This window comes from Mycobacterium sp. TH-M103 (genome assembly GCF_057473785.1).
This window is the reverse complement of sequence record NZ_JBYCLG010000049.1, coordinates 1-17,352: the sequence shown is the minus strand read 5'-3', so window position 1 is coordinate 17,352 and position 17,352 is coordinate 1. Positions and strand designations below refer to the sequence as shown.

General features: G+C 69.6%; 19 protein-coding genes and 3 pseudogenes. 15 read left to right on the top strand and 7 right to left on the bottom strand.

Annotated features, from left to right (window positions below; genetic code table 11):
* From AC2VOR_RS02295 to AC2VOR_RS02285, 3 genes are all read left to right on the top strand, one after another.
* A partial coding sequence (locus AC2VOR_RS02295; protein WP_486963129.1) for an MCE family protein occupies window positions 1-1,434 on the top strand: 1,434 nt, incomplete at its 5' end.
* A complete protein-coding gene (locus AC2VOR_RS02290) occupies window positions 1,434-2,141 on the top strand; it encodes a mammalian cell entry protein (protein WP_369736789.1) in 708 nt (235 codons plus the stop codon). The genes AC2VOR_RS02295 and AC2VOR_RS02290, both read left to right, overlap by 1 nt.
* Window positions 2,141-2,641 carry a mammalian cell entry protein gene (locus AC2VOR_RS02285; protein ID WP_486963128.1) on the top strand — a complete coding sequence of 167 codons (501 nt, stop codon included), beginning with the start codon at window positions 2,141-2,143 and terminating at the stop codon, window positions 2,639-2,641. The genes AC2VOR_RS02290 and AC2VOR_RS02285 overlap by 1 nt, the downstream gene beginning before the upstream one ends.
* On the opposite strand, the gene AC2VOR_RS02280 is transcribed toward AC2VOR_RS02285, so the two are convergent.
* The 3 genes from AC2VOR_RS02280 to AC2VOR_RS02270 all read right to left on the bottom strand — a co-directional run bounded on the left by AC2VOR_RS02280 (window position 2,642) and on the right by AC2VOR_RS02270 (window position 4,950).
* Window positions 2,642-3,220, bottom strand: a complete 579-nt coding sequence (locus tag AC2VOR_RS02280; RefSeq protein ID WP_369736791.1) for a hypothetical protein — start codon at window positions 3,218-3,220, stop codon at window positions 2,642-2,644.
* Between the two features lie 80 nt (window positions 3,221-3,300).
* Window positions 3,301-4,785: an alpha,alpha-trehalose-phosphate synthase (UDP-forming) gene (locus tag AC2VOR_RS02275; RefSeq protein WP_369736792.1), complete on the bottom strand. Its 1,485-nt coding sequence runs from the start codon at window positions 4,783-4,785 to the stop codon at window positions 3,301-3,303.
* Entirely contained in the window at window positions 4,786-4,950 is a 165-nt protein-coding gene (locus AC2VOR_RS02270; RefSeq protein ID WP_369736793.1) for a hypothetical protein, read from the bottom strand. It lies immediately after the preceding gene.
* A 605-nt stretch (window positions 4,951-5,555) separates the two neighbouring features.
* On the opposite strand from AC2VOR_RS02270, the gene AC2VOR_RS02265 reads away from it, so the two are divergent.
* The 3 genes from AC2VOR_RS02265 to AC2VOR_RS02255 all read left to right on the top strand — a co-directional run bounded on the left by AC2VOR_RS02265 (window position 5,556) and on the right by AC2VOR_RS02255 (window position 7,729).
* Window positions 5,556-5,726, top strand: a complete 171-nt coding sequence (locus AC2VOR_RS02265) for a hypothetical protein (protein WP_369736794.1) — start codon at window positions 5,556-5,558, stop codon at window positions 5,724-5,726.
* 158 nt (window positions 5,727-5,884) lie between these two features.
* On the top strand, window positions 5,885-6,808 hold the full coding sequence (locus AC2VOR_RS02260) for an enoyl-CoA hydratase (protein WP_486963127.1): 924 nt from the start codon (window positions 5,885-5,887) through the stop codon (window positions 6,806-6,808).
* 90 nt (window positions 6,809-6,898) lie between these two features.
* Window positions 6,899-7,729, top strand: a complete 831-nt coding sequence (locus tag AC2VOR_RS02255) for an SDR family oxidoreductase (protein WP_369736796.1) — start codon at window positions 6,899-6,901, stop codon at window positions 7,727-7,729.
* Here the strand turns inward: AC2VOR_RS02255 and AC2VOR_RS02250 are convergent.
* Entirely contained in the window at window positions 7,712-8,605 is an 894-nt protein-coding gene (locus AC2VOR_RS02250; protein WP_369736797.1) for an NAD(P)-dependent oxidoreductase, read from the bottom strand. The genes AC2VOR_RS02255 and AC2VOR_RS02250 overlap by 18 nt on opposite strands.
* A gap of 70 nt (window positions 8,606-8,675) precedes the next feature.
* Here AC2VOR_RS02250 and AC2VOR_RS02245 point away from each other — a divergent pair, with 70 nt between their 5' ends.
* A complete protein-coding gene (locus tag AC2VOR_RS02245; protein ID WP_369736798.1) occupies window positions 8,676-9,467 on the top strand; it encodes an SDR family NAD(P)-dependent oxidoreductase in 792 nt (263 codons plus the stop codon).
* A 12-nt stretch (window positions 9,468-9,479) separates the two neighbouring features.
* On the opposite strand, the gene AC2VOR_RS02240 is transcribed toward AC2VOR_RS02245, so the two are convergent.
* Both AC2VOR_RS02240 and AC2VOR_RS02235 read right to left on the bottom strand, forming a co-directional pair.
* On the bottom strand, window positions 9,480-11,024 hold the full coding sequence (locus AC2VOR_RS02240) for an LCP family protein (protein WP_369736799.1): 1,545 nt from the start codon (window positions 11,022-11,024) through the stop codon (window positions 9,480-9,482).
* A 329-nt stretch (window positions 11,025-11,353) separates the two neighbouring features.
* Window positions 11,354-11,749: an integrase gene (locus tag AC2VOR_RS02235; protein WP_369736800.1), complete on the bottom strand. Its 396-nt coding sequence runs from the start codon at window positions 11,747-11,749 to the stop codon at window positions 11,354-11,356.
* Window positions 11,750-11,983: 234 nt separating this feature from the next.
* On the opposite strand from AC2VOR_RS02235, the pseudogene AC2VOR_RS02230 reads away from it, so the two are divergent.
* From AC2VOR_RS02230 to AC2VOR_RS02220, 3 genes and pseudogenes are all read left to right on the top strand, one after another.
* Window positions 11,984-12,201, top strand: a pseudogene (locus AC2VOR_RS02230) (FAD-dependent oxidoreductase); the annotation flags it as partial.
* Window positions 12,194-12,593: pseudogene (locus tag AC2VOR_RS02225) on the top strand (SLAC1 family transporter); the annotation flags it as partial. The pseudogenes AC2VOR_RS02230 and AC2VOR_RS02225, both read left to right, overlap by 8 nt.
* A gap of 80 nt (window positions 12,594-12,673) precedes the next feature.
* Window positions 12,674-12,973, top strand: coding sequence for a hypothetical protein (locus AC2VOR_RS02220; RefSeq protein ID WP_369736801.1), 300 nt, complete (start codon window positions 12,674-12,676; stop codon window positions 12,971-12,973).
* A gap of 171 nt (window positions 12,974-13,144) precedes the next feature.
* Here the strand turns inward: AC2VOR_RS02220 and AC2VOR_RS02215 are convergent.
* Window positions 13,145-13,387, bottom strand: a pseudogene (locus tag AC2VOR_RS02215) (S-adenosylmethionine synthetase N-terminal domain-containing protein); the annotation flags it as partial.
* Here AC2VOR_RS02215 and AC2VOR_RS02210 point away from each other — a divergent pair.
* From AC2VOR_RS02210 to AC2VOR_RS02190, 5 genes are all read left to right on the top strand, one after another.
* On the top strand, window positions 13,351-14,262 hold the full coding sequence (locus AC2VOR_RS02210; protein WP_369736802.1) for an alpha/beta fold hydrolase: 912 nt from the start codon (window positions 13,351-13,353) through the stop codon (window positions 14,260-14,262). The pseudogene AC2VOR_RS02215 and the gene AC2VOR_RS02210 sit on opposite strands and share 37 nt — an antisense overlap.
* A 57-nt stretch (window positions 14,263-14,319) precedes the next feature.
* Window positions 14,320-14,721 carry a nitroreductase family deazaflavin-dependent oxidoreductase gene (locus AC2VOR_RS02205; RefSeq protein WP_369736803.1) on the top strand — a complete coding sequence of 134 codons (402 nt, stop codon included), beginning with the start codon at window positions 14,320-14,322 and terminating at the stop codon, window positions 14,719-14,721.
* 204 nt (window positions 14,722-14,925) lie between these two features.
* Window positions 14,926-15,387, top strand: a complete 462-nt coding sequence (locus AC2VOR_RS02200) for a lipoprotein LpqH (RefSeq protein ID WP_369736804.1) — start codon at window positions 14,926-14,928, stop codon at window positions 15,385-15,387.
* Window positions 15,388-15,442: 55 nt separating this feature from the next.
* Window positions 15,443-16,240, top strand: coding sequence for an MAP_0585 family protein (locus AC2VOR_RS02195; protein WP_486963126.1), 798 nt, complete (start codon window positions 15,443-15,445; stop codon window positions 16,238-16,240).
* Window positions 16,241-16,427: 187 nt separating this feature from the next.
* Window positions 16,428-17,352, top strand: a 925-nt coding sequence (locus tag AC2VOR_RS02190) for a glycoside hydrolase 5 family protein (RefSeq protein WP_486963125.1), incomplete at its 3' end; no start/stop codon positions are given.

Sequence of the window (17,352 nt, the reverse complement as noted above, 5' to 3'; positions counted from 1 at the left end):
ATCCCGTCGAACGTCACCGCCACCGTGAAGAGCGTGTCGGCGGTAGGCGAGCAGTACATCGACCTGGTGCCACCGGGACCTCCGGCATCGACCAAGTTGCACAACGGGTTCCGCATCGCCCGGCAGAACACCCGGATCGGCCAGGACGTCGCCGATCTGTTGAAGCGGGCTGAGACGCTGGTCAACAGCGTGAGCGACACCCGGCTGCGGGAGGTGCTGCACGAGACGTTCATCGCGGCCAACGGATCGGGCCCCGAGCTGGCCCGGTTGTTCGAGTCCGCGCGGCTGCTGGTCGACCAGGCCAACGCCGACTATCCGCGGGTTTCGGAGCTCATTGACCAGGCCGGCCCGTTCCTGCAGGCCCAGATCCGCGCGGGCGCCGACATCAAGTCGCTGTCGGATGGGCTGGCGCGGTTCACCGCCGAGGTGCATCAGGCGGACCCGCAACTGCGCTCCACGCTGGCCACCGCCCCGGGCGCAGCGGACGAGGCGAACACCGCCTTCTCCGGCATCCGGCCCTCCTTCCCGGCGCTGGCCGCCAGCCTGGCCAACCTGGGCCGGGTCGGCGTCATCTACCACAAGTCGGTCGAGCACCTGCTGGTCGTGTTGCCGGCGTTGTTCGCCGCGATCATCACCTCCGCCGGCGGGGAGCCGCAGGACGAGGGCGCCAAGCTCGACTTCAAGCTCGACCTGAACGACCCGCCGCCGTGCTCGGTCGGCTTTCTGCCGCCGCCGCTGATGCGCACACCGGCCGACGAGACGCTGCGCGAACTCCCGCCCGACCTGTACTGCAAGGCCGCCCAGAACGATCCCACCACCGTGCGCGGCGCCCGCAACTATCCGTGCCAGGAGTTCCCCGGCAAACGCGCGCCGACGGTCCAGCTGTGCCGGGACCCGAAGGGCTACGTGCCGGTCGGCCGCAACCCCTGGCGCGGCCCGCCCGTGCCCTATGACACACCGGTGACCAACGGGCTCAACGTGTTGCCGCCCAACCACTTCCCGTACATCCCGCCAGGCGCGGATCCGGATCCTGGCACCCCGATCGTCGGGCCGCCACCGCCGGGTGTGGTGCCCGGTCCCGGGCCGGCGCCGCATCAGCCGGCCTACGACCCGCCGCCGCCCAACGACAACGGGCCGCCGCCGCCGTTCACGTCGTGGCAGCCGCCCGGGGTGCCGCCGGTTCCGCCGCAGGTTCCGTATCCGAAGTGGCTGCCGCCGCCACCACCGCCGGAGGGCACCGGCGCGGCACCCGAAGCCGCCCCGGCGCCCGGGCCGCCGCCGCAGGCCAGCGGTCCGGCCTACACCACCTACGACCCGAAGACCGGCGCGTTCGCGGACCCGGCAGGCGGCACTGGTATCTTCGCGGCCGGTGCGAACGGCGCGTCGGGCGCCGAGAATTGGGTGGAGCTCATGCTCGACCCAAGACCCATGTGATGGATCCGGTAGTGACAGACGAGCAGACCAAACCGACACGCGTCCGGCGGCGGGCGTCCCGCGCGGCGGGACCCGCCAGAAGTGAGTCCGCCGACGGCGCGACGGGACGGATCGACCTCCCGGTCGAGCCGAAGCAGGCGGGGCCGCCCGTCAGGACCTTCAAACCCGTCAAGCCGCCGCCGCGGCGGCGGCCGCACCGGGTCCTGGTCGCGTGGGTCTCGGTTGCCGCCGCGGTCGTGGCGATCGGCGCGCTGGCAGCCTGCCTGACGGCGCTGGTCGTCCAGCATCGGAAGGCCAGCGCCGAGCAGGCCCGCGACCAGCGGTTCGTCGACACCGCCACCCAGACGGTGGTCAACATGTTCAGTTACAAGCAGGACAACATCGACGAGAGCGTGAACCGGTTCTACGACCAGACCAGCGGCCCCCTGCGCGGCATGCTGGGGGCCAACAACAACATCGAGAACCTCAAGGGCCTGTTCCGGTCCACCAACGCGACGTCGGAAGCCGTCGTCAACGGCGCCGCCCTCGAGGGCATCGACCCGGTCACCGACAACGCGTCGGTCCTCGTCTCGGTGCGGGTCACCGTCGCCGACATCGACGGGGTCAACAAACCGTCCATGCCGTACCGGCTGCGGGTCATCGTGCACGAGGACGAGTCCGGGCGGATGACCGGCTACGACCTGAAGTACCCCAACGGGGGCAACTGATGCGGCTGCGCCGGGGGCTGCGGTGGCTGCTGGCCGCCGCGGTCGTCCTACTCGTCGTCGGCTTCGTCGGGCTGGCCGCGGCGACCGGCTGGTTCTACTGGGACCGCGTGCAGGCCCGCGGCGAACAGGCGGCGCGGGCGGTCCTGCCCGGGCTGGCCACCAGGGAGATCCCCGAGGTTTTCGGCTATGACTACCAGACCGTCGAACGCAGCCTCGCCGACGCGTATCCGATGCTGACACCGGCGTACCGCCAGGAGTTCCGCAAGAGCGCCAACGCGCAGATCATCCCGGAGGCGAAGAAGCGTGAGGTGGTGGTGCAGGCCAACGTCGTCGGCGCCGGAGTGATGTCGGCCAAACGGGATTCGGCGTCGGTGATGGTCTATCTGAACCGCACCGTCACCGACAAGTCACGGCAGCCGCTCTACGACGGCAGCCGGCTGCGGGTGGACTTCCAGAAGATCGGCAAGCAGTGGCTGATCAACTACATCACGCCGATCTGATCAGTAGCACATCGCAATGTCGTTGCAGTACAACGGATAACGCTGGATCGGGCTCGGCGGAGGGCCGATGAGCCGCAGGGAGAACGGCTGCTTTGTCATCGCCGGCTGCAGGCCGCAGACCGCGCCGTGCAAGGTGGTGTGCGTGCCGGCCATCGTCTCGTTGTCGAAGGCGAACGTCTCGCTGGACTCCCCGGTGCCGCCGCCCGGGCAGGAGACTCCATCGGCCTTGCCCACCTGGAACGTCCAGAGCCCGCTCGTCAGCCGGGCCCTGCCGCTGTAATTCTGCAGCTTGTCCGCGCGGGTGGTCCGTTCGTTCGTGTAGCTGACCACGTTCAACGAGCAGAAGTCGGCCATGATGTCGGGGTTGGAGTAGTCCTTGTAGTACCGGCTCCCGTTGACCTGGTCGCACAGCGCCGTCACCTGCCAGGTCACGCCCGACACGCCCGCCTGGTCGAAGTTGTACAGGCCGTCCGCCGGCGGCGCGACCGCGCGCGCCGGGTCGCCGGATTCGAGTGCGATGCCCATCGCCACCACCGAGAAGACGCCGGCGCCGGCGGCCAGTCCGCGACGAATCTTCATCTTCGTCCCTTTCTGCTCACACCATCGCGCTGCTCTCGAGTATCACAGCGTTCGGGCGGTCACACCATGGCTTTCGCCGACTACGCGGTGCCGGGCGGGCGCGCCTCGGCGAGCGCGTCGAGGAACGAGCGCGCCCAGCGGTCGACGTCGTGGGCGAGCACCTGGCGCCGCATCGACCGCATCCGGCGCCGGCCGTCCTCCTCGGGCTGGTTGAGCGCCGCCTCGATGGCGTCCTTGACCCCTTCGAGGTCGTGCGGGTTGACCAGGTAGGCCAGCCGGAGCTCGGCGGAGGCTCCGGTGAACTCGCTGAGCACCAGCGCACCACCGAGATCGCTGCGGCAGGCGACGTATTCCTTTGCCACCAGGTTCATTCCGTCGCGCAGCGGGGTGACCAGCATGACGTCGGCGGCGACGAAGTACGCGATGAGCTCGTCGCGGGGAACCGGGCGATGCAGGTAGTGCACCACCGGATGCCCCACCTCGGCGTACTCGCCGTTGATGTGACCGACCTGGCGTTCGATGTCGTCGCGCAGGATGCGGTAGCTCTCCACCCGCTCACGGCTCGGGGTGGCCAGCTGGATCAGCACGGTGTCCTCGCGTTTTGCCCGGCCCTCGGCGAGCAGCTCCGAGAACGCCTTCAACCGGACGTCGATGCCTTTGGTGTAGTCCAGCCGGTCGACGCCGAGCAGGATCTTGCGGGGATTGCCCAGCTCGGCCCGGATCTCGCGGGCCCGGCGCCGGACGTTGCGGTCGCGGGCCTTGCGGTCGAGGTCGGCGGAGTCGATTGAGATGGGGAAGGCGCCCACCCGCACGGTGCGCGAATCCAGCTGGACTTCTCCGAAGCGCGACCGCACCCCGACTGACCCCCGGGAGGTCTCCACGCCGACCAGGCGGCGGGCCAGGAACAGGAAGTTCTGGGCCCCGCCGGCCAGGTGGAACCCCACCAGGTCGGCGCCCAGGAGGCCCTTGATGATCTCGGTGCGCCACGGCATCTGCATGAACAGCTCGACCGGCGGGAACGGGATGTGCAGGAAAAAGCCGATGGTCAGGTCCGGTCGCAGCGTGCGCAGCATCTGCGGCACGAGCTGCAGCTGGTAGTCCTGCACCCACACGGTGGCACCGTGCGCGGCGGCCCGTGCGGTGGCCTCGGCGAAGCGGCGGTTGACGTCGACGTAGCGCTCCCACCACTCGCGGTGGTAGATGGGCTTGACGATGACGTCGTGGTACAGCGGCCACAGCGTGGCGTTGGAAAATCCCTCGTAGTATTCGGCGACGTCGTCGGCGCTCAGGCGCACCTGATGCAGGGTGAGCTCGTCCTGCACGAACGGCCCATCTTCGGTGTCGCCGATCTCCTCGGCGGCGACGCCGGGCCAGCCGACCCATGCGCCACGCCTGCGCCGCAGGAGTGGTTCCAGGGCCGTGACCAGCCCGCCGGGGCTGCGCTTCCAGGACGTGCTGCCGTCGGGCAACCGCTCCATGTCGACCGGCAGCCGATTGGCGACCACGACGAAGTCGGAATCCCCGACGGGCGGGCCGTCGGCGTGCTCGACCCCGCTGGGAGTCATCTACGCATCGAGTTTCGAGGGTCCAATGCCGAGCATGGACAAGAAGACGCGGCACTCGTCGGCGTCGGTCGCATACGCGGCAACGACGCGCCGGGCCTGGCTGGCGGTGCTGTCGGCCAGCGGTTCCACATCGCCGAGGTCGCCAGGGTCGGATTTCGTAGGCATGGCACCACTGTATGCGACCCGCTCATCGAGCCGCAGCCGTCTTGCCTGGCCGGGGCGTCGCCGCGCTCCGGGGAGTGGTCGCGGACCGGCGCTATCGGCGGGGATCACGCACCGAAATCCGCACGAGCGCCTTCGTTGCCGCCGGCGAAGATCTGCCTGCTGCTCGCGGAGCTCGGCTTCGCGCTTGTCGAGCTGGGCTTGCCGCTATGCGAGCTTGGCTTCCTGACATTCGTACCCGGCTTCGTGTTCGCGAAGCTCGCCTTCCCACTGCCCGAGCTCGGCTTCCTGCCGCCGAAGCTGCTCCTCGTGCTGCTGGAAGCCGGGCCTCGTGCTGCGCGAGCTCGGCCTCGTGCTGGGCGATCTGGGATTCCCGCTGGGCCACCTGGGCTTCCCGATACCGCAACTGCGGCACCTGCTGGGGAAGCGGCGTGCCTTGCTTGACCAACTGGGCGGCGCGCTGGGCAAGCTGGGCTTCCTGCTGGCGGAGATGCTCCGCACGCTGGTGCGCTTCGTGCTCGTGCAGCTGGAGGGCGGCTTCGCGTGCGTTGAAAGGTATTTCGGCCCAACGCGGCGTCGCGTCACGTTTGCTGGCGGCCGGTTCTCGGGTGGTCCACGAACGGACCCGCGGGGCTGCGATCGACAGCGGTGGCCCGGCCGCGGCGTTCGACCGATCCGAGGTCGAGCTGTTGAAGGAAGAGAACGCGAACCTCAAGCGGTCGCTGGCGCTGCTCAAGTCTGCCACGGCGCTGCTGGCGGCGGCGCTGGAACAGTCCTGATCCGGCACTACGCCGCGGATCGGTGACGCGGGCAGTGCCGGTGCCGGCCGCGAATTGCCGGGAGCCGCTCAACCCACCCCGTGGCTCTCTTACACTCTGGCCGTAATGTGTAAACGGGTCGGAACCGGCCCGGAGCCGACAGGAAGCGAGGTGGGCGGATGACACTGTCTGATCAGGCCGGTGCTGCGGAGGCCGACGCCGACGCCCAGGAGCTGGTGTCCTACGAAACCCTCGACGAGGGCTGCATCGCCCGGATCTGGCTCAACCGGCCCGACGCCCACAACGCGCAGAGCCGCGGCCTGCTGGTTCAGCTCGACGAGGCGTTTCTGCGTGCCGAGGCCGACGACACCGTGCGCGTGGTGATCCTGGCGGCCCGCGGGAAGAACTTCTCCGCGGGGCACGACCTGGGTTCGGAGCTGGCGATCGCCGAGCGCGGCCAGCTTCCCAGCTTCCGCATCAACGGCGGTACCCGCGACCCGATCGCGGAGAAGCTCTACCTGCAGGAGTGGCACTACTTCTTCCAGAACACCTGCCGCTGGCGGGATTTGCGCAAAATCACCATCGCCCAGGTGCAGGGTAATGCGATCTCCGCAGGCCTGATGCTGATCTGGGCATGCGATCTGATCGTGGCCGCCGACAACGCCAAGTTCAGCGATGTGGTCGCGGTGCGCCTGGGCATGCCGGGCGTCGAATATTACGCGCACCCTTGGGAATTCGGTCCTCGCAAAGCCAAAGAGCTGCTGCTGACCGGCGATTCGCTCGACGCAGACGAGGCCTACCGGCTCGGCATGGTTTCCAAAGTCTTCCCCGCCGACGAACTGGCCGAGAAGACATTGGAATTCGCTCGGCGCATCGCCGAGCGCCCGACGATGGCGGCCCTGCTCGTCAAGGACTCGGTCAACGCCGCTTCCGACGCAATGGGTTTCACCGAGGCGCTGCGGCACGCGTTCCACATCCACGAGTTGGGGCATGCGCACTGGGCGGCCCACAACGAGAACCGGTATCCGGTCGGCCTGCCGCCCGACGTCGAGGACTGGCGCAACGCCAAGCCGACGAAGCTGGCGCGCCGCGATACACCCTAGCGGTCCGAGGGCGGACCGCTGGTGCGCGCACCCACGCTCGCATGGTTCGATAGCTAGAACCTGCTTCAGTTTCGGCGTGAGGGGCTTTGCGTGCAGCTTTCTTTCGAGGACCGGACCTATCTCGTCACCGGTGGTGGCAGCGGAATCGGCAAGGGGGTGGCCGCCGGGCTGGTCGCCGCCGGGGCCGCCGTGATGATCGTCGGACGCAACGCCGACCGGCTCGCGGCCGCGGTGAAGGAAGTCGAGGCGCTCGACGCGGACGGCGCGATCCGTTACGAGCCCACCGACATCACCAACGAGGAGGAGGCCGCGCGCGCGGTGGAGGCCGCGACGGCGTGGCGGGGCCGGCTGCACGGCGTCGTGCATTGCGCGGGCGGGTCGGAGACCATCGGCCCGATCACCCAGGTCGACTCGGAGGCGTGGCGCCGCACGGTCGACCTCAACGTCAACGGCACCATGTACGTGCTCAAGCATGCCGCCCGCGAACTGGTGCGCGGTGGCGGCGGTTCGTTCGTCGGGATCTCCTCGATCGCGGCCAGCAACACCCACCGCTGGTTCGGCGCCTACGGGGTGACCAAGTCGGCCGTGGACCACATGATGATGCTGGCCGCCGACGAGCTGGGCCCGTCCTGGGTGCGGGTCAACAGCATCCGCCCGGGCCTGATCCGCACCGATCTGGTGGCGCCGATCACCGGGTCGCCTGAGCTGAGCGAGGACTACCGGATCTGCACGCCGCTGCCCCGTCCTGGGGAGACCGAAGACGTCGCCAACCTGGCGATGTTCCTGCTGAGCGACGCCGCGAGCTGGATCACCGGCCAGTGCATCAACGTCGACGGTGGCCACATGCTGCGCCGCGGCCCGGACTTCTCGGCGATGCTGGAACCCGCGTTCGGCGCCGACGGGCTACGCGGGGTGGTCTGACCCCGTCCCGGCGTCCCGGTCGGCGAGCGTCGCCAGCGCCGACCAGTCCAGCTCGCCGCCACCGGTCGCCACCAGGGTGAGCAACCGGTCGCGCAGCAGGCTGGCCACCGGCAGCGGCACCTGCAGCTGCTCCGCGGCGGCCAGCACGAGCCGGATGTCCTTGAGGCCGAGGCGCGCGGCGAACCCCGCGGGCTCGAATTCCCGGCGCGCGATGAGCCCGCCATAGGTCTGATACGCCGGTGCGGAGAACAGCGTCGAGGTGAGGATGTCGACGTACTGCGACCTGTCGACGCCGGCTTTGGCGACCAGCGCCACGGCCTCGCCGACGCTCTCGATGACCGAGGCGATCAGGAAGTTGCCGCTCAGCTTCACCAGATTGGCGGTGTGGGGCTGCTCGGACACCACGAACGTCCGCCGGCCGATCGCCTCGAACAACGGCAGCATCGGCTCGAGGACCCGCCGGGCGCCGGCCGCGACCACGAAAAGCGTTGCGGCTGCGGCCGCCTCGGGCCGGCCGAACACCGGTGCGGCAACATAGTCCTGATCCGCCGCGGTGTGGGCCGCCGCCAGGCGCTCCGAGAGGGCGACGCTGATCGTGCTCGACGACACGTGCGTGGCCCCCGGCCGCAGCGAAGCCACCAGGCCGCCCGCGCCCAGCGTCACGTCCTCGACGGCCGGGTCGTCGGCCAGCATGGTGAACACGACGTCGGCGTCGGCGGCCTCGGCGACGGAGCCCGCCGCGTTCGCGCCGTGCCCGACCAGGGCCTCGGCCTTGCCCGGCGAGCGGTTGTAGACGGTGACGCGGTGGCCCGCCCGCAGCAGGTTCGCGGCCATGCCGCGGCCCATGTTGCCCAGGCCGATGAATCCGATTTCCATGCATCTACCTTGCCTCGTCCCGGCCCTGCGATGATGGGCACGCCTACGGACGAGACAACGGGAGCGGCAGATGAAGCGACTCGAGGGCAAACGCATCCTGGTGACGGGAGCGGGGTCGGGGATCGGCCAGGCAACCGCGCTGCGGCTGCTGGACGAGGGTGCCGCGGTGGTGGCCGCCGACATCGCCGCCGACGGCCTGGACGCTACGCGGGCCCGGGCGGCCCAGGACGGCACCGCCGAGCGGTTCGTGCCGTGCGAGATGGACGTCGCCGACGAGGGCTCGGTGACCGCCGGCGTGCGCGGGGCCGTGGATGCGCTGGGTGGCCTCGATTCGCTCGTCAACGCCGCCGGCATGCTGCGCGCCGCGCACACCCACGACACCACCCTGGAGTTGTGGAACAAGATCGTCGGTGTCAACCTGACCGGCACTTTCCTGGTGGTCCGCGAGGCGCTGCCGGCGCTGCTGGCCAACCCGCGCAGCGCGATCGTGAACTTCAGCTCCACCTCGGCGGCGTTCGCCCACCCGTACATGGCGGCCTACGCGGCCAGCAAGGGCGGGATTCAGGCCTTCACGCACTCGCTGGCGCTGGAATACGCGCGCAAGGGCCTGCGCGCGGTGTGCGTGGCGCCGGGCAGCATCAAATCGGGGATCACCGATGCCACCGGCGGGTACATCCCGCAGGACGCCGACTGGTCGCTGTTCTCCAGGCTGATGCCGATCCTGCCCACCACGGTGGAGTCCAGCGGTACGGGCATGGCCGATCCCGCGGTTGTCGCCGGGGTCATCGCCATGCTGGTTTCCGAGGACGGGGCGTTCATCACGGGCACCGAGATCCGGATCGACGGCGGCACCCACGCCTGAGCGAAGCCGCGCTCAGTTGACGCAGGGCACCCCGCCGCCGTCGATGGGCTTGCCGGGATCGGGCGAGGGGTAGGTGCTGGTGCTCCAGTATCCGTACGAACTGGCCTTGCCGGACGTCGTCGTGGTCGTGCTGTCGTCGGTGGTTTCGTCCTGGGCCGGCAGCGAGAAATTGGTGTCCAGGGTCACGCGGATGTGTCCGGGCTTGAGGTAGGGATCGGGGTTCTTCGGCGCGTCCAGGCCGAGCAGGGTGGCCACGTTGCGCGCATCGGTCTGCGCGCCGACACCGTAGTCGAGCGTCGTGGTGGTCGGCTCGCCGGACTCGCGGTCGCGGACCTGGCCCGCGGTGTAGCCCTGCTTCTTCAGTGCGTGGGAGACCTCTGTGGCCAGGCCGCTGATGCTGCCCGAGTTGATCACGTCGACGACGGTGTCGGGGCTGGGTTTGGCTGTGGTCGTGGTGGTCGGGGTCGTCGGCGGGGCGACGCCGATCGCACGGGCCACCTCGGCCTTGATCGCCGCCGGATCGACGATGTTGACGTCCAGGCCGTCGATGTTGTCGTAGCGCACCACGGGCAGGGTCCGGAATTCGACGTTACCGCCGGCCAGCTCTCCCAGACGTTGGATCAGCTCCTCGTTCCAGCCGGCCGACAGGACGACGTCTTTGCGCGCCACCGCCATCAGGCTCTTGAGCTTGTCCAGGTTGGTGAAGGTGCCCGACTCCTGCAGTTCGTGCATGACCGACGACAGGAACGCCTGCTGGCGGTGGGTGCGATCCAGGTCACCGTTTTCCAGGCCGTGACGTTGCCTGACGAACGCCAGCGCCTGGGCGGCGTCCAGTGTCTGGGGCCCGGCGGGGAAGTCGGCACCGGAATACGAGTCGTAGACCGCGTGCTTGAGGCACACCTGGACACCGCCCAGCGCCTTCGTCAAGTCGTAGAAGCCGGCCAGGTTGACCTCGGCGAAATAGTCGATGGGAACACCGGTCAGGTTTCGCACGGCGCGCAAGGTCGCCGCCCGGCCCGCTTCCCGACCCTTGGTCTCGAGTTCCTTCTGGCTGCTCACGCCCTGGTTGGCCAGCTTCTGCGCGACGTATTGCTTGGTCAGCCCGTACGCCTCTTTGATCTTGATGTGGTTGTAGCCGGGAACCCCGTTGAACCGCACCCAGTCGTCGCGGGGGATCGAGAAGGCGACGACTTTGTGGTCGGCGCCGACGTGCACCAGTATCAGCGTGTTGGTGTTGTAGCCGCCGTCGTCGGAATCACCCGCGTGCAGATGCTTCAGGATCGACCAGGGCAGGTCGTTGCCGTCCTGGTCTTTGCGCGAGTCCAGCCCGATGAGCAGGATGTTCATGCTGTCGCCGCTGGAATGCGGATCTTCCGGGCTGAGCGCCTGTGAAACGGTGATGCCGCCCAGCGCGCCGTGGGCGACGTAGTATCCCGCGCCGGTCAGCGTCACCGCGGCCACCGAGACCAGGGTCATCAAGCCACGCGTCAGCGCCTTGCGCAGCGCTGACGGCTGTTTGACCGCCCGGTGACGGTGGTGAGCGCCCGAGCGCGCCATCAGCGACCCCGAACCGTGGCCGGGGCACCGCCCGGCACCGCGTCGGCGATTTGCGGTGAGGTCACTTCTGGCACGGCTCCCAGTATGCGGTAGCTTGCTGCGAAGCCCCAAAGCAGAACGTCGCGACGGTACGGGGCTTCCCCTGGCGGATCGGCGGCCTTCGCAACCGCCGCAACTACGCTACCAGCAGGTTTCGCCGCGCACATCTCCGGAAAGTCTCACGGCGGCCACGCTATCCACGAGATCGGCGCCTGTCCGTTACCGGGCCGAGACACCGGGTCCGGCGCTGCCGGCGGCCCCGACCCGATGGGCCGTAACACGCCGGCAGGTCAGCAGTGCGGGTACTCGATGTGCCAGTGGCCGTTCACCCAGTCGGCGCGAAACTGCCCGCCCAGGCGCGGATCGGCGTCGGTGACCTTACCCGAACCCCCGACGTTCGGCTGGAAGCCCGGCGGGTCCCAGGCGACGGACTGCGGATTGGGCGACGCGTCCGGCTTGCACCCCTTCTCGTTGTCGACGTAGCCGTTCATGATCTGCCGCTCGGCGGTGCCTTGGTCCCCGCCGTCCGGGGCCGGGCCCAGCGGACACGGGGCGGTTGTGCCGCAGGCACTTTGGCGCACATCGGCCAGCGCGACGGGTGCGGGTGCGGCAAAGCCCAGCAGCGCAGCCACGCCCAGAGCCGGGCCGGCGGCGATGCGCACGCCTCGGGCGAGGTGGTGTCCCATGTGGTGCATGTTCCCTCCAGGAGCTCGAACATCGCGCGTGAACTGCGTTCGGGCGCAGCGAAACTGGAATCTCCGTGTAGCGGCGCCCGGCGGTGTGACCCCATGGTAATGGTGCGGCCCGCTGGGCGCATCCAGCATCCCGCTCACAAAGGATGCGACACTGGAGTGCGCAAACCGCACCGGCGATTCGACGCTACGCCGCAACCGGCCGGGCTGGATATGGAGGTAGCTGGGATGACCGGCGCCGCATCGCGTTACGACGTCATCGTGATCGGTCTGGGGGCATGGGCAGCGCCGCCGCCTGCCATCTCGCCGCCCGCGGGCGCCGCGTGCTCGGCCTGGAGCGCCACCAGCGCGCCCATGGCCGGGGCTCGAGCCACGGCGGGTCGTGGATCATCCGTCAGGCCTATTTCGAGGATCCCGGCTACGTGCCGCTGTTGCTACGTGCTTATGTCCATCGGCCAATCCATCACGGCAGCAGGGTTTCTGGGTACCGTCGCCGGCCTGGCCGTCGATCACCGCATCTCCGCCGCCGTCGATGCGTTCGCGGTCCTCTACGGGGTCCCGGTGTGGGGATTCGCGGTGTTGTGGATCGCGCTGGCCGCCGCGCTGACGGTGCGCCCGCTGCGGCACGGCATGCCGTTCGCCCTGACGTGGTGGAGCCTGGCCTTCCCGGTCGGAACCTTCGTCAACGGGCACGTCCCAGCTCGCCGCGCACACGCATCTGCCCGTCTTCACGGTCGCCGCGGCTATCGCCTATGCCGGCCTGCTCTTCACCTGGGCGGCAATCTGTGGCAGGCGCCGCAGAGCGCTGCGCCGGTCCGGGCGGGCAAGCAACAGGTGACTTAAGGCCATATCCGGTGCTGCCCGGACCGGCTAAAGTGCGGCGTGCACCAACAGCTTCGAGGACGGCGGTGACAGGCGATGACCAGCGCAACCCACCACACCCACGCCGGACACCAGCACGTGCACGGCGAGGGGTGCGGCCACGTCGCGATCCCGCACGGGGATCACGTCGACTACGTCCACGAGGGTCACCTCCACCGGCACCACGGGGACCACTACGACGAGTGTGAGGTGTCCGGCCACATCGTGCACGAACATCACGACCACGTCCACGGTGACGGGTGTGGCCACGTCGCGGTGCCCCACGGCGACCACGTCGACTACGTGCACGACGGTTGCCGGCACGCGGCGCACGGCGGGCACTACGACGAGCACTGACGCCGCTACGGCACCGGGCGGGTGGTCAGCGGGCCCTGGGTGGCGTTGCGGTCGACCGCGGCCAGGAACGAACGCGCGCCCAGGACCGGGCTCGCCGTCCCGTTGTTCCGGCGCCGGAAGTGGTTTGAGGACCGGGGACCGGCGGGTAGGCGGCGTCATCACGCCCAGCGTCACATAGGCCTCACAGGCCACCCTGGATTCGGGGTCGTGCGTCAAGCAGGCGTCCAATACCGCATCGGAGACTTGGTCGCAGAACTTGTCGGGATGCCCCTCGGTGACGACTCCGACGTGAAGAGCATGTTCGGCGGATGCATTCGCGTGGGTGGCATGGGTGGCTGCTCCGACTCGGAATCGTGACTGCGAATTAGTATCTCCTGATGGCCGCTGATCGGACCGGAGCTGTGCGGGCGCCAGAACCGTTCACGACGCGCGCGCCGGGCGGTGTGTGCATCGCCTGCGACCGGCTGGGGGATCCGGCGGCGCGCGCCGTGGTGTTCTTGCACGGCGGCGGACAGACCCGCCGATCGTGGGGCAAGGCGGCCGCCGCCGTCGCCGAACGCGGCTGGCAGGCCGTCACGGTCGACCTGCGCGGCCATGGGGAGTCCGACTGGTCCGGCGAGGGCGACTATCGCGTCATCAGCTTCGCCCGCGACGTGCGGGAAGTGCTGCGGGAATTGCCCCCGAAACCGGTGCTGGTGGGGGCCTCCCTTGGCGGGTTCACCTCGATGCTGCTGGCGGGAGAGCTCGCGCCGGGCATCGCCAGCGCGGTCGTGCTCGTCGACATCGTGCCGAACATGGAGCAGTCCGGGGCCAATCGGATCCATGCCTTCATGTCCGACCGGATGGAATCGGGATTCGGCTCCCTGGAAGAGGTCGCCGACGCGATCGCCGAGTACAACCCACACCGGCCCAGACCCACCGATCTGCAAGGGCTGACCACCAACCTGCGTCGCCGCGGTGACCGCTGGTACTGGCACTGGGATCCCCAGTTCATCAACGGCATCGCCGCATTGCCCCCGTTCGAGGTCACCGAGGTCGACCGCATGCACGCGGCCGTTGACACGATCCTGGCAGGCGGCGTGCCGATGCTTCTGGTCCGCGGCCAGGTGAGCGACCTCGTCAGCCAGGAGCGGGCCGACGAATTCCTCGCGCGATTCCCGCAGGTCGAGTTCGCCGACGTGCGCGGTGCGGGGCACATGGTTGCCGGGGATCGCAACGACGTCTTCGCCGGGGCGGTGTTGGATTTCCTCGGCCGCCACGTCGGCGGCGGTGGTGTCCAAAGACCCTAGGGCCTCTGCGGCGGGCGTCTTACCGTGGCTCCAGGCTCTCGACTCAAGGAGCGGCAGATGGTCCTTGACCGGGTGCGCGTGTTCAACAAACACGTGCTGAACCCGGTGATGAAGCTGGTCGCCGGCCAGAAGTATTGGTATGCAGGGGTAATCGAACACACGGGGCGCCGCTCGGGGAAGACGTACAGTACGCCGGTGGTGGTGGAGCGGGTCGGCGACGGCTTCATCATTCCGCTGCCGTACGGCACGAAAGTGGACTGGCTGCGCAACGTGCTGGCTGCCGGGCGGGCCACCGTGCGGGTCCACGGCGAAACATCCGGCGCCGTCGGGCCGGAGATCATCGACGCCGCGACGGCAGCCGGGCAGCTGTCGCCACGGCGACGACGCGAGTTCGCCCGCTTCGGGATCAAGAACTTTCTCAAGCTCGAGCGCGAACCCGTCGCGGCGCCCCGGGCGTGAACGCTTGGGGCCCGGCTGGCCGTGCCGTGCTGTCATTGGAAACGGCTGGGCCCCAGGGCATCAATTCGCGCCCCCGGGTGCGCGGTAGCGCAGAGCGCAGCCGCGGGCGCCTGTCGTTTCGCAGCCACTGGTACGGGGTATCCGCGGGAGCGGTCAGGACACCCGTGACCGGGCGGCGGGGCAGCGACACGAAGGAGAGCGGTAGTGAAGCGTGGGATCGCGATCGGGGTAACCGGAGTGGTCATGGTGGTCGCGGCCTGCACCGGCTGCTCGAGCAACAAGTCCACCAGTGGCGCGTCGAGCCCGGCGGCGGCGCCGGGCACCCAGGTCGTCGTCGGCGGTCAGAAGCAGAACGTCAGCGGACAGGTCTCGTGCACCCCGTCGGGCGCCAACGTCAACATCGGCATCGGCGACGCCTCCGACGGGGTTGGCGCGGTGGTCAGCAACGGCAATCCGCCGATCGTCCACTCGGTCGGCCTGGGCAGCGTCAACGGCGTCACGCTCGGCTTCTCCGATGCCGCGCCGAACCAGGCGGGCAACGCGGGGGCCGCCGTCAACGGCAAGTCGTACGCCATCAAGGGTACTGCCACGGGCGTCGACATGAGCAACCCACAGCACCCGAAGCCGGTGACCAAGCCGTTCGAGATGGACGTGTCCTGCCCGTAGCGCAGGCCACCAGCACGGTCGGGGCCCAAGCCCCAGAGGGGACGCAGGTATGTCTATGAAGCGTGTGGCCGGCGCGGCGGCGGTCGCGACGGGCGTCGGCATCTCGGCAATATCGCTGGCCTCTGGGCTCGCCCAGGCCGCGCCGCAGGACCCGCCCCCACCGCCGTGCCCGAACTGCCAGGGGGGCGGTCGTCCGGGCGGCCAGGGGCCGGGCGCCGGGGCGCCGGCTCCGCAGAACCCGCCACCGGGCGGGCCGCCGGGTGTGCAGGCTCCGGGTGGGCCGCCCGGTCAGCAGGCTCCGCCTCCGCCCCCGCCGGGTGTGCAGGCTCCGGGTGGGCCGCCCGGTCAGCAGGCTCCGCCTCCGCCCCCGCCAGGTGTGCAGGCTCCGGGTGGGCCGCCCGGTCAGCAGCCGCCGCCGGGAGGCTGGCAGCCCGCTCCGGCCCTCCAAGCGCCGAGCACCCAGCCTCCCCATCCGGCTTACCGTCCGCGCGGCGCCTACGTCCGGCCGAACGAGCAAGTGGGCGGGCCCAGGGATGCGCCCCAGGGTTTCAGCGTGCCGGATCACGGGGCGCCGCCACCGCCACCGCCGCGAGGGTATGGCTGGAACGACGGACCGGCTCCCGGCCACCCGCCACCCAACTGGGGCGGCCCCCCGCCTCCGGGTGGATGGAACGGTCCGCCGCCGCCGGGCGGTTGGAACCGTCCGTGGAGCGGGCCGCCGCGCGACGTGGCCGCCGCCCGCAGTGACTTCGGGCCCTTCGCCTACAACACCTTCACCGTCACTCCCGTCTTCAACTCCCAGTTCGGGGGCTGGGGCTACTGGTTCTTCGGCGACTGGATCCCGCTCTACTGACGCCGCGGGGAGCGGCGAAAGTTACTTGCTTGCAACGCTTTCCAAGTCGCGGTTCGATGAGGGGCCAGCGCGCGGGGCGGGGCCCGGCCGTCCCCAGGTGACGAAAAGATAACGATTCCCCCGACATAGCGTCGCGATCCGGCACGCACGGCCGAACACGGCGCCTAATGACTCTATGGTGCCCATCGTGCGCCGCCGAGAGGTCCTGAAGTTGCCGCTGTTGCTGGCCGCAGGGACGGCGGTGATCCGGGTGCCCCGCGCGTCGGCGGACGCTGGCCGATGGTCACCGGACCGGGCCAACCGGTGGTATCAGGCGCAGGGCTGGCTCGTCGGGGCGAACTTCATTCCGTCGAATGCCATCAACCAATTGGAGATGTTCCAACCGGGCAGCTATGACCCGCGGCGCATCGACACCGAGCTGGGCTGGGCGCGCTCGGCCGGGTTCAACACGGTGCGGGTCTTCCTGCACGACCAGCTCTGGGCGGCCGACGCCCGCGGATTTCAGGGCCGGCTGGCGCAATTCGTCGCCATCGCCGCGCGCCACAACATCAAACCCCTGTTCGTGTTGTTCGACTCCTGCTGGGACCCGCACCCCAGACTGGGCCGGCAGCGCGCGCCCCGGCCCGGGATCCACAACTCCGGGTGGGTGCAGAGCCCGGGCGCCGAACGGCTCGATGACCGTCGCTACACGCGGGTGTTGTACGACTACGTCACCGGTGTGCTGGGCCAGTTCCGCAACGACGATCGCGTCCTGGGCTGGGACCTGTGGAACGAGCCCGACAATCCCGCGCGCGTCTACCGCTCGGTCGAGCGGAAAGACAAACTCGAGCGTGTCGCCGAGCTGCTCCCGCAGGTGTTCGGGTGGGCACGCACGGTCGACCCCAGCCAGCCGTTGACGAGTGGGGTCTGGCAGGGGCAGTGGTCGGATCCCGGGCGCCGCAGCGCCATCGCCGGCATCCAGCTCGACAACTCCGACGTGATCACCTTCCACTCCTACGCCGAGCCGGCAACCTTTGAGAGCCGCATCGCCGAACTCGCCCCGCAGGGGCGACCGATCCTGTGCACCGAGTACATGGCCCGCACCCAGGGCAGCACCGTCCAGGGCATCCTGC

Excerpts from the sequence above, each read along its gene's own strand:
- AC2VOR_RS02290 (WP_369736789.1), top strand. The coding sequence starts at position 1,434 with ATGGATCCGGTAGTGACAGACGAGCAGACCAAACCGACACGCGTCCGG.
- AC2VOR_RS02285 (WP_486963128.1), top strand. The coding sequence starts at position 2,141 with ATGCGGCTGCGCCGGGGGCTGCGGTGGCTGCTGGCCGCCGCGGTCGTC.
- AC2VOR_RS02280 (WP_369736791.1), bottom strand. The coding sequence starts at position 3,220 with ATGAAGATTCGTCGCGGACTGGCCGCCGGCGCCGGCGTCTTCTCGGTG.
- AC2VOR_RS02275 (WP_369736792.1), bottom strand. The coding sequence starts at position 4,785 with ATGACTCCCAGCGGGGTCGAGCACGCCGACGGCCCGCCCGTCGGGGAT.
- AC2VOR_RS02270 (WP_369736793.1), bottom strand. The coding sequence starts at position 4,950 with ATGCCTACGAAATCCGACCCTGGCGACCTCGGCGATGTGGAACCGCTG.
- AC2VOR_RS02260 (WP_486963127.1), top strand. The coding sequence starts at position 5,885 with ATGACACTGTCTGATCAGGCCGGTGCTGCGGAGGCCGACGCCGACGCC.
- AC2VOR_RS02250 (WP_369736797.1), bottom strand. The coding sequence starts at position 8,605 with ATGGAAATCGGATTCATCGGCCTGGGCAACATGGGCCGCGGCATGGCC.
- AC2VOR_RS02245 (WP_369736798.1), top strand. The coding sequence starts at position 8,676 with ATGAAGCGACTCGAGGGCAAACGCATCCTGGTGACGGGAGCGGGGTCG.
- AC2VOR_RS02240 (WP_369736799.1), bottom strand. The coding sequence starts at position 11,024 with ATGGCGCGCTCGGGCGCTCACCACCGTCACCGGGCGGTCAAACAGCCG.
- AC2VOR_RS02235 (WP_369736800.1), bottom strand. The coding sequence starts at position 11,749 with ATGGGACACCACCTCGCCCGAGGCGTGCGCATCGCCGCCGGCCCGGCT.
- AC2VOR_RS02220 (WP_369736801.1), top strand. The coding sequence starts at position 12,674 with ATGACCAGCGCAACCCACCACACCCACGCCGGACACCAGCACGTGCAC.
- AC2VOR_RS02210 (WP_369736802.1), top strand. The coding sequence starts at position 13,351 with ATGGCCGCTGATCGGACCGGAGCTGTGCGGGCGCCAGAACCGTTCACG.
- AC2VOR_RS02205 (WP_369736803.1), top strand. The coding sequence starts at position 14,320 with ATGGTCCTTGACCGGGTGCGCGTGTTCAACAAACACGTGCTGAACCCG.
- AC2VOR_RS02195 (WP_486963126.1), top strand. The coding sequence starts at position 15,443 with ATGAAGCGTGTGGCCGGCGCGGCGGCGGTCGCGACGGGCGTCGGCATC.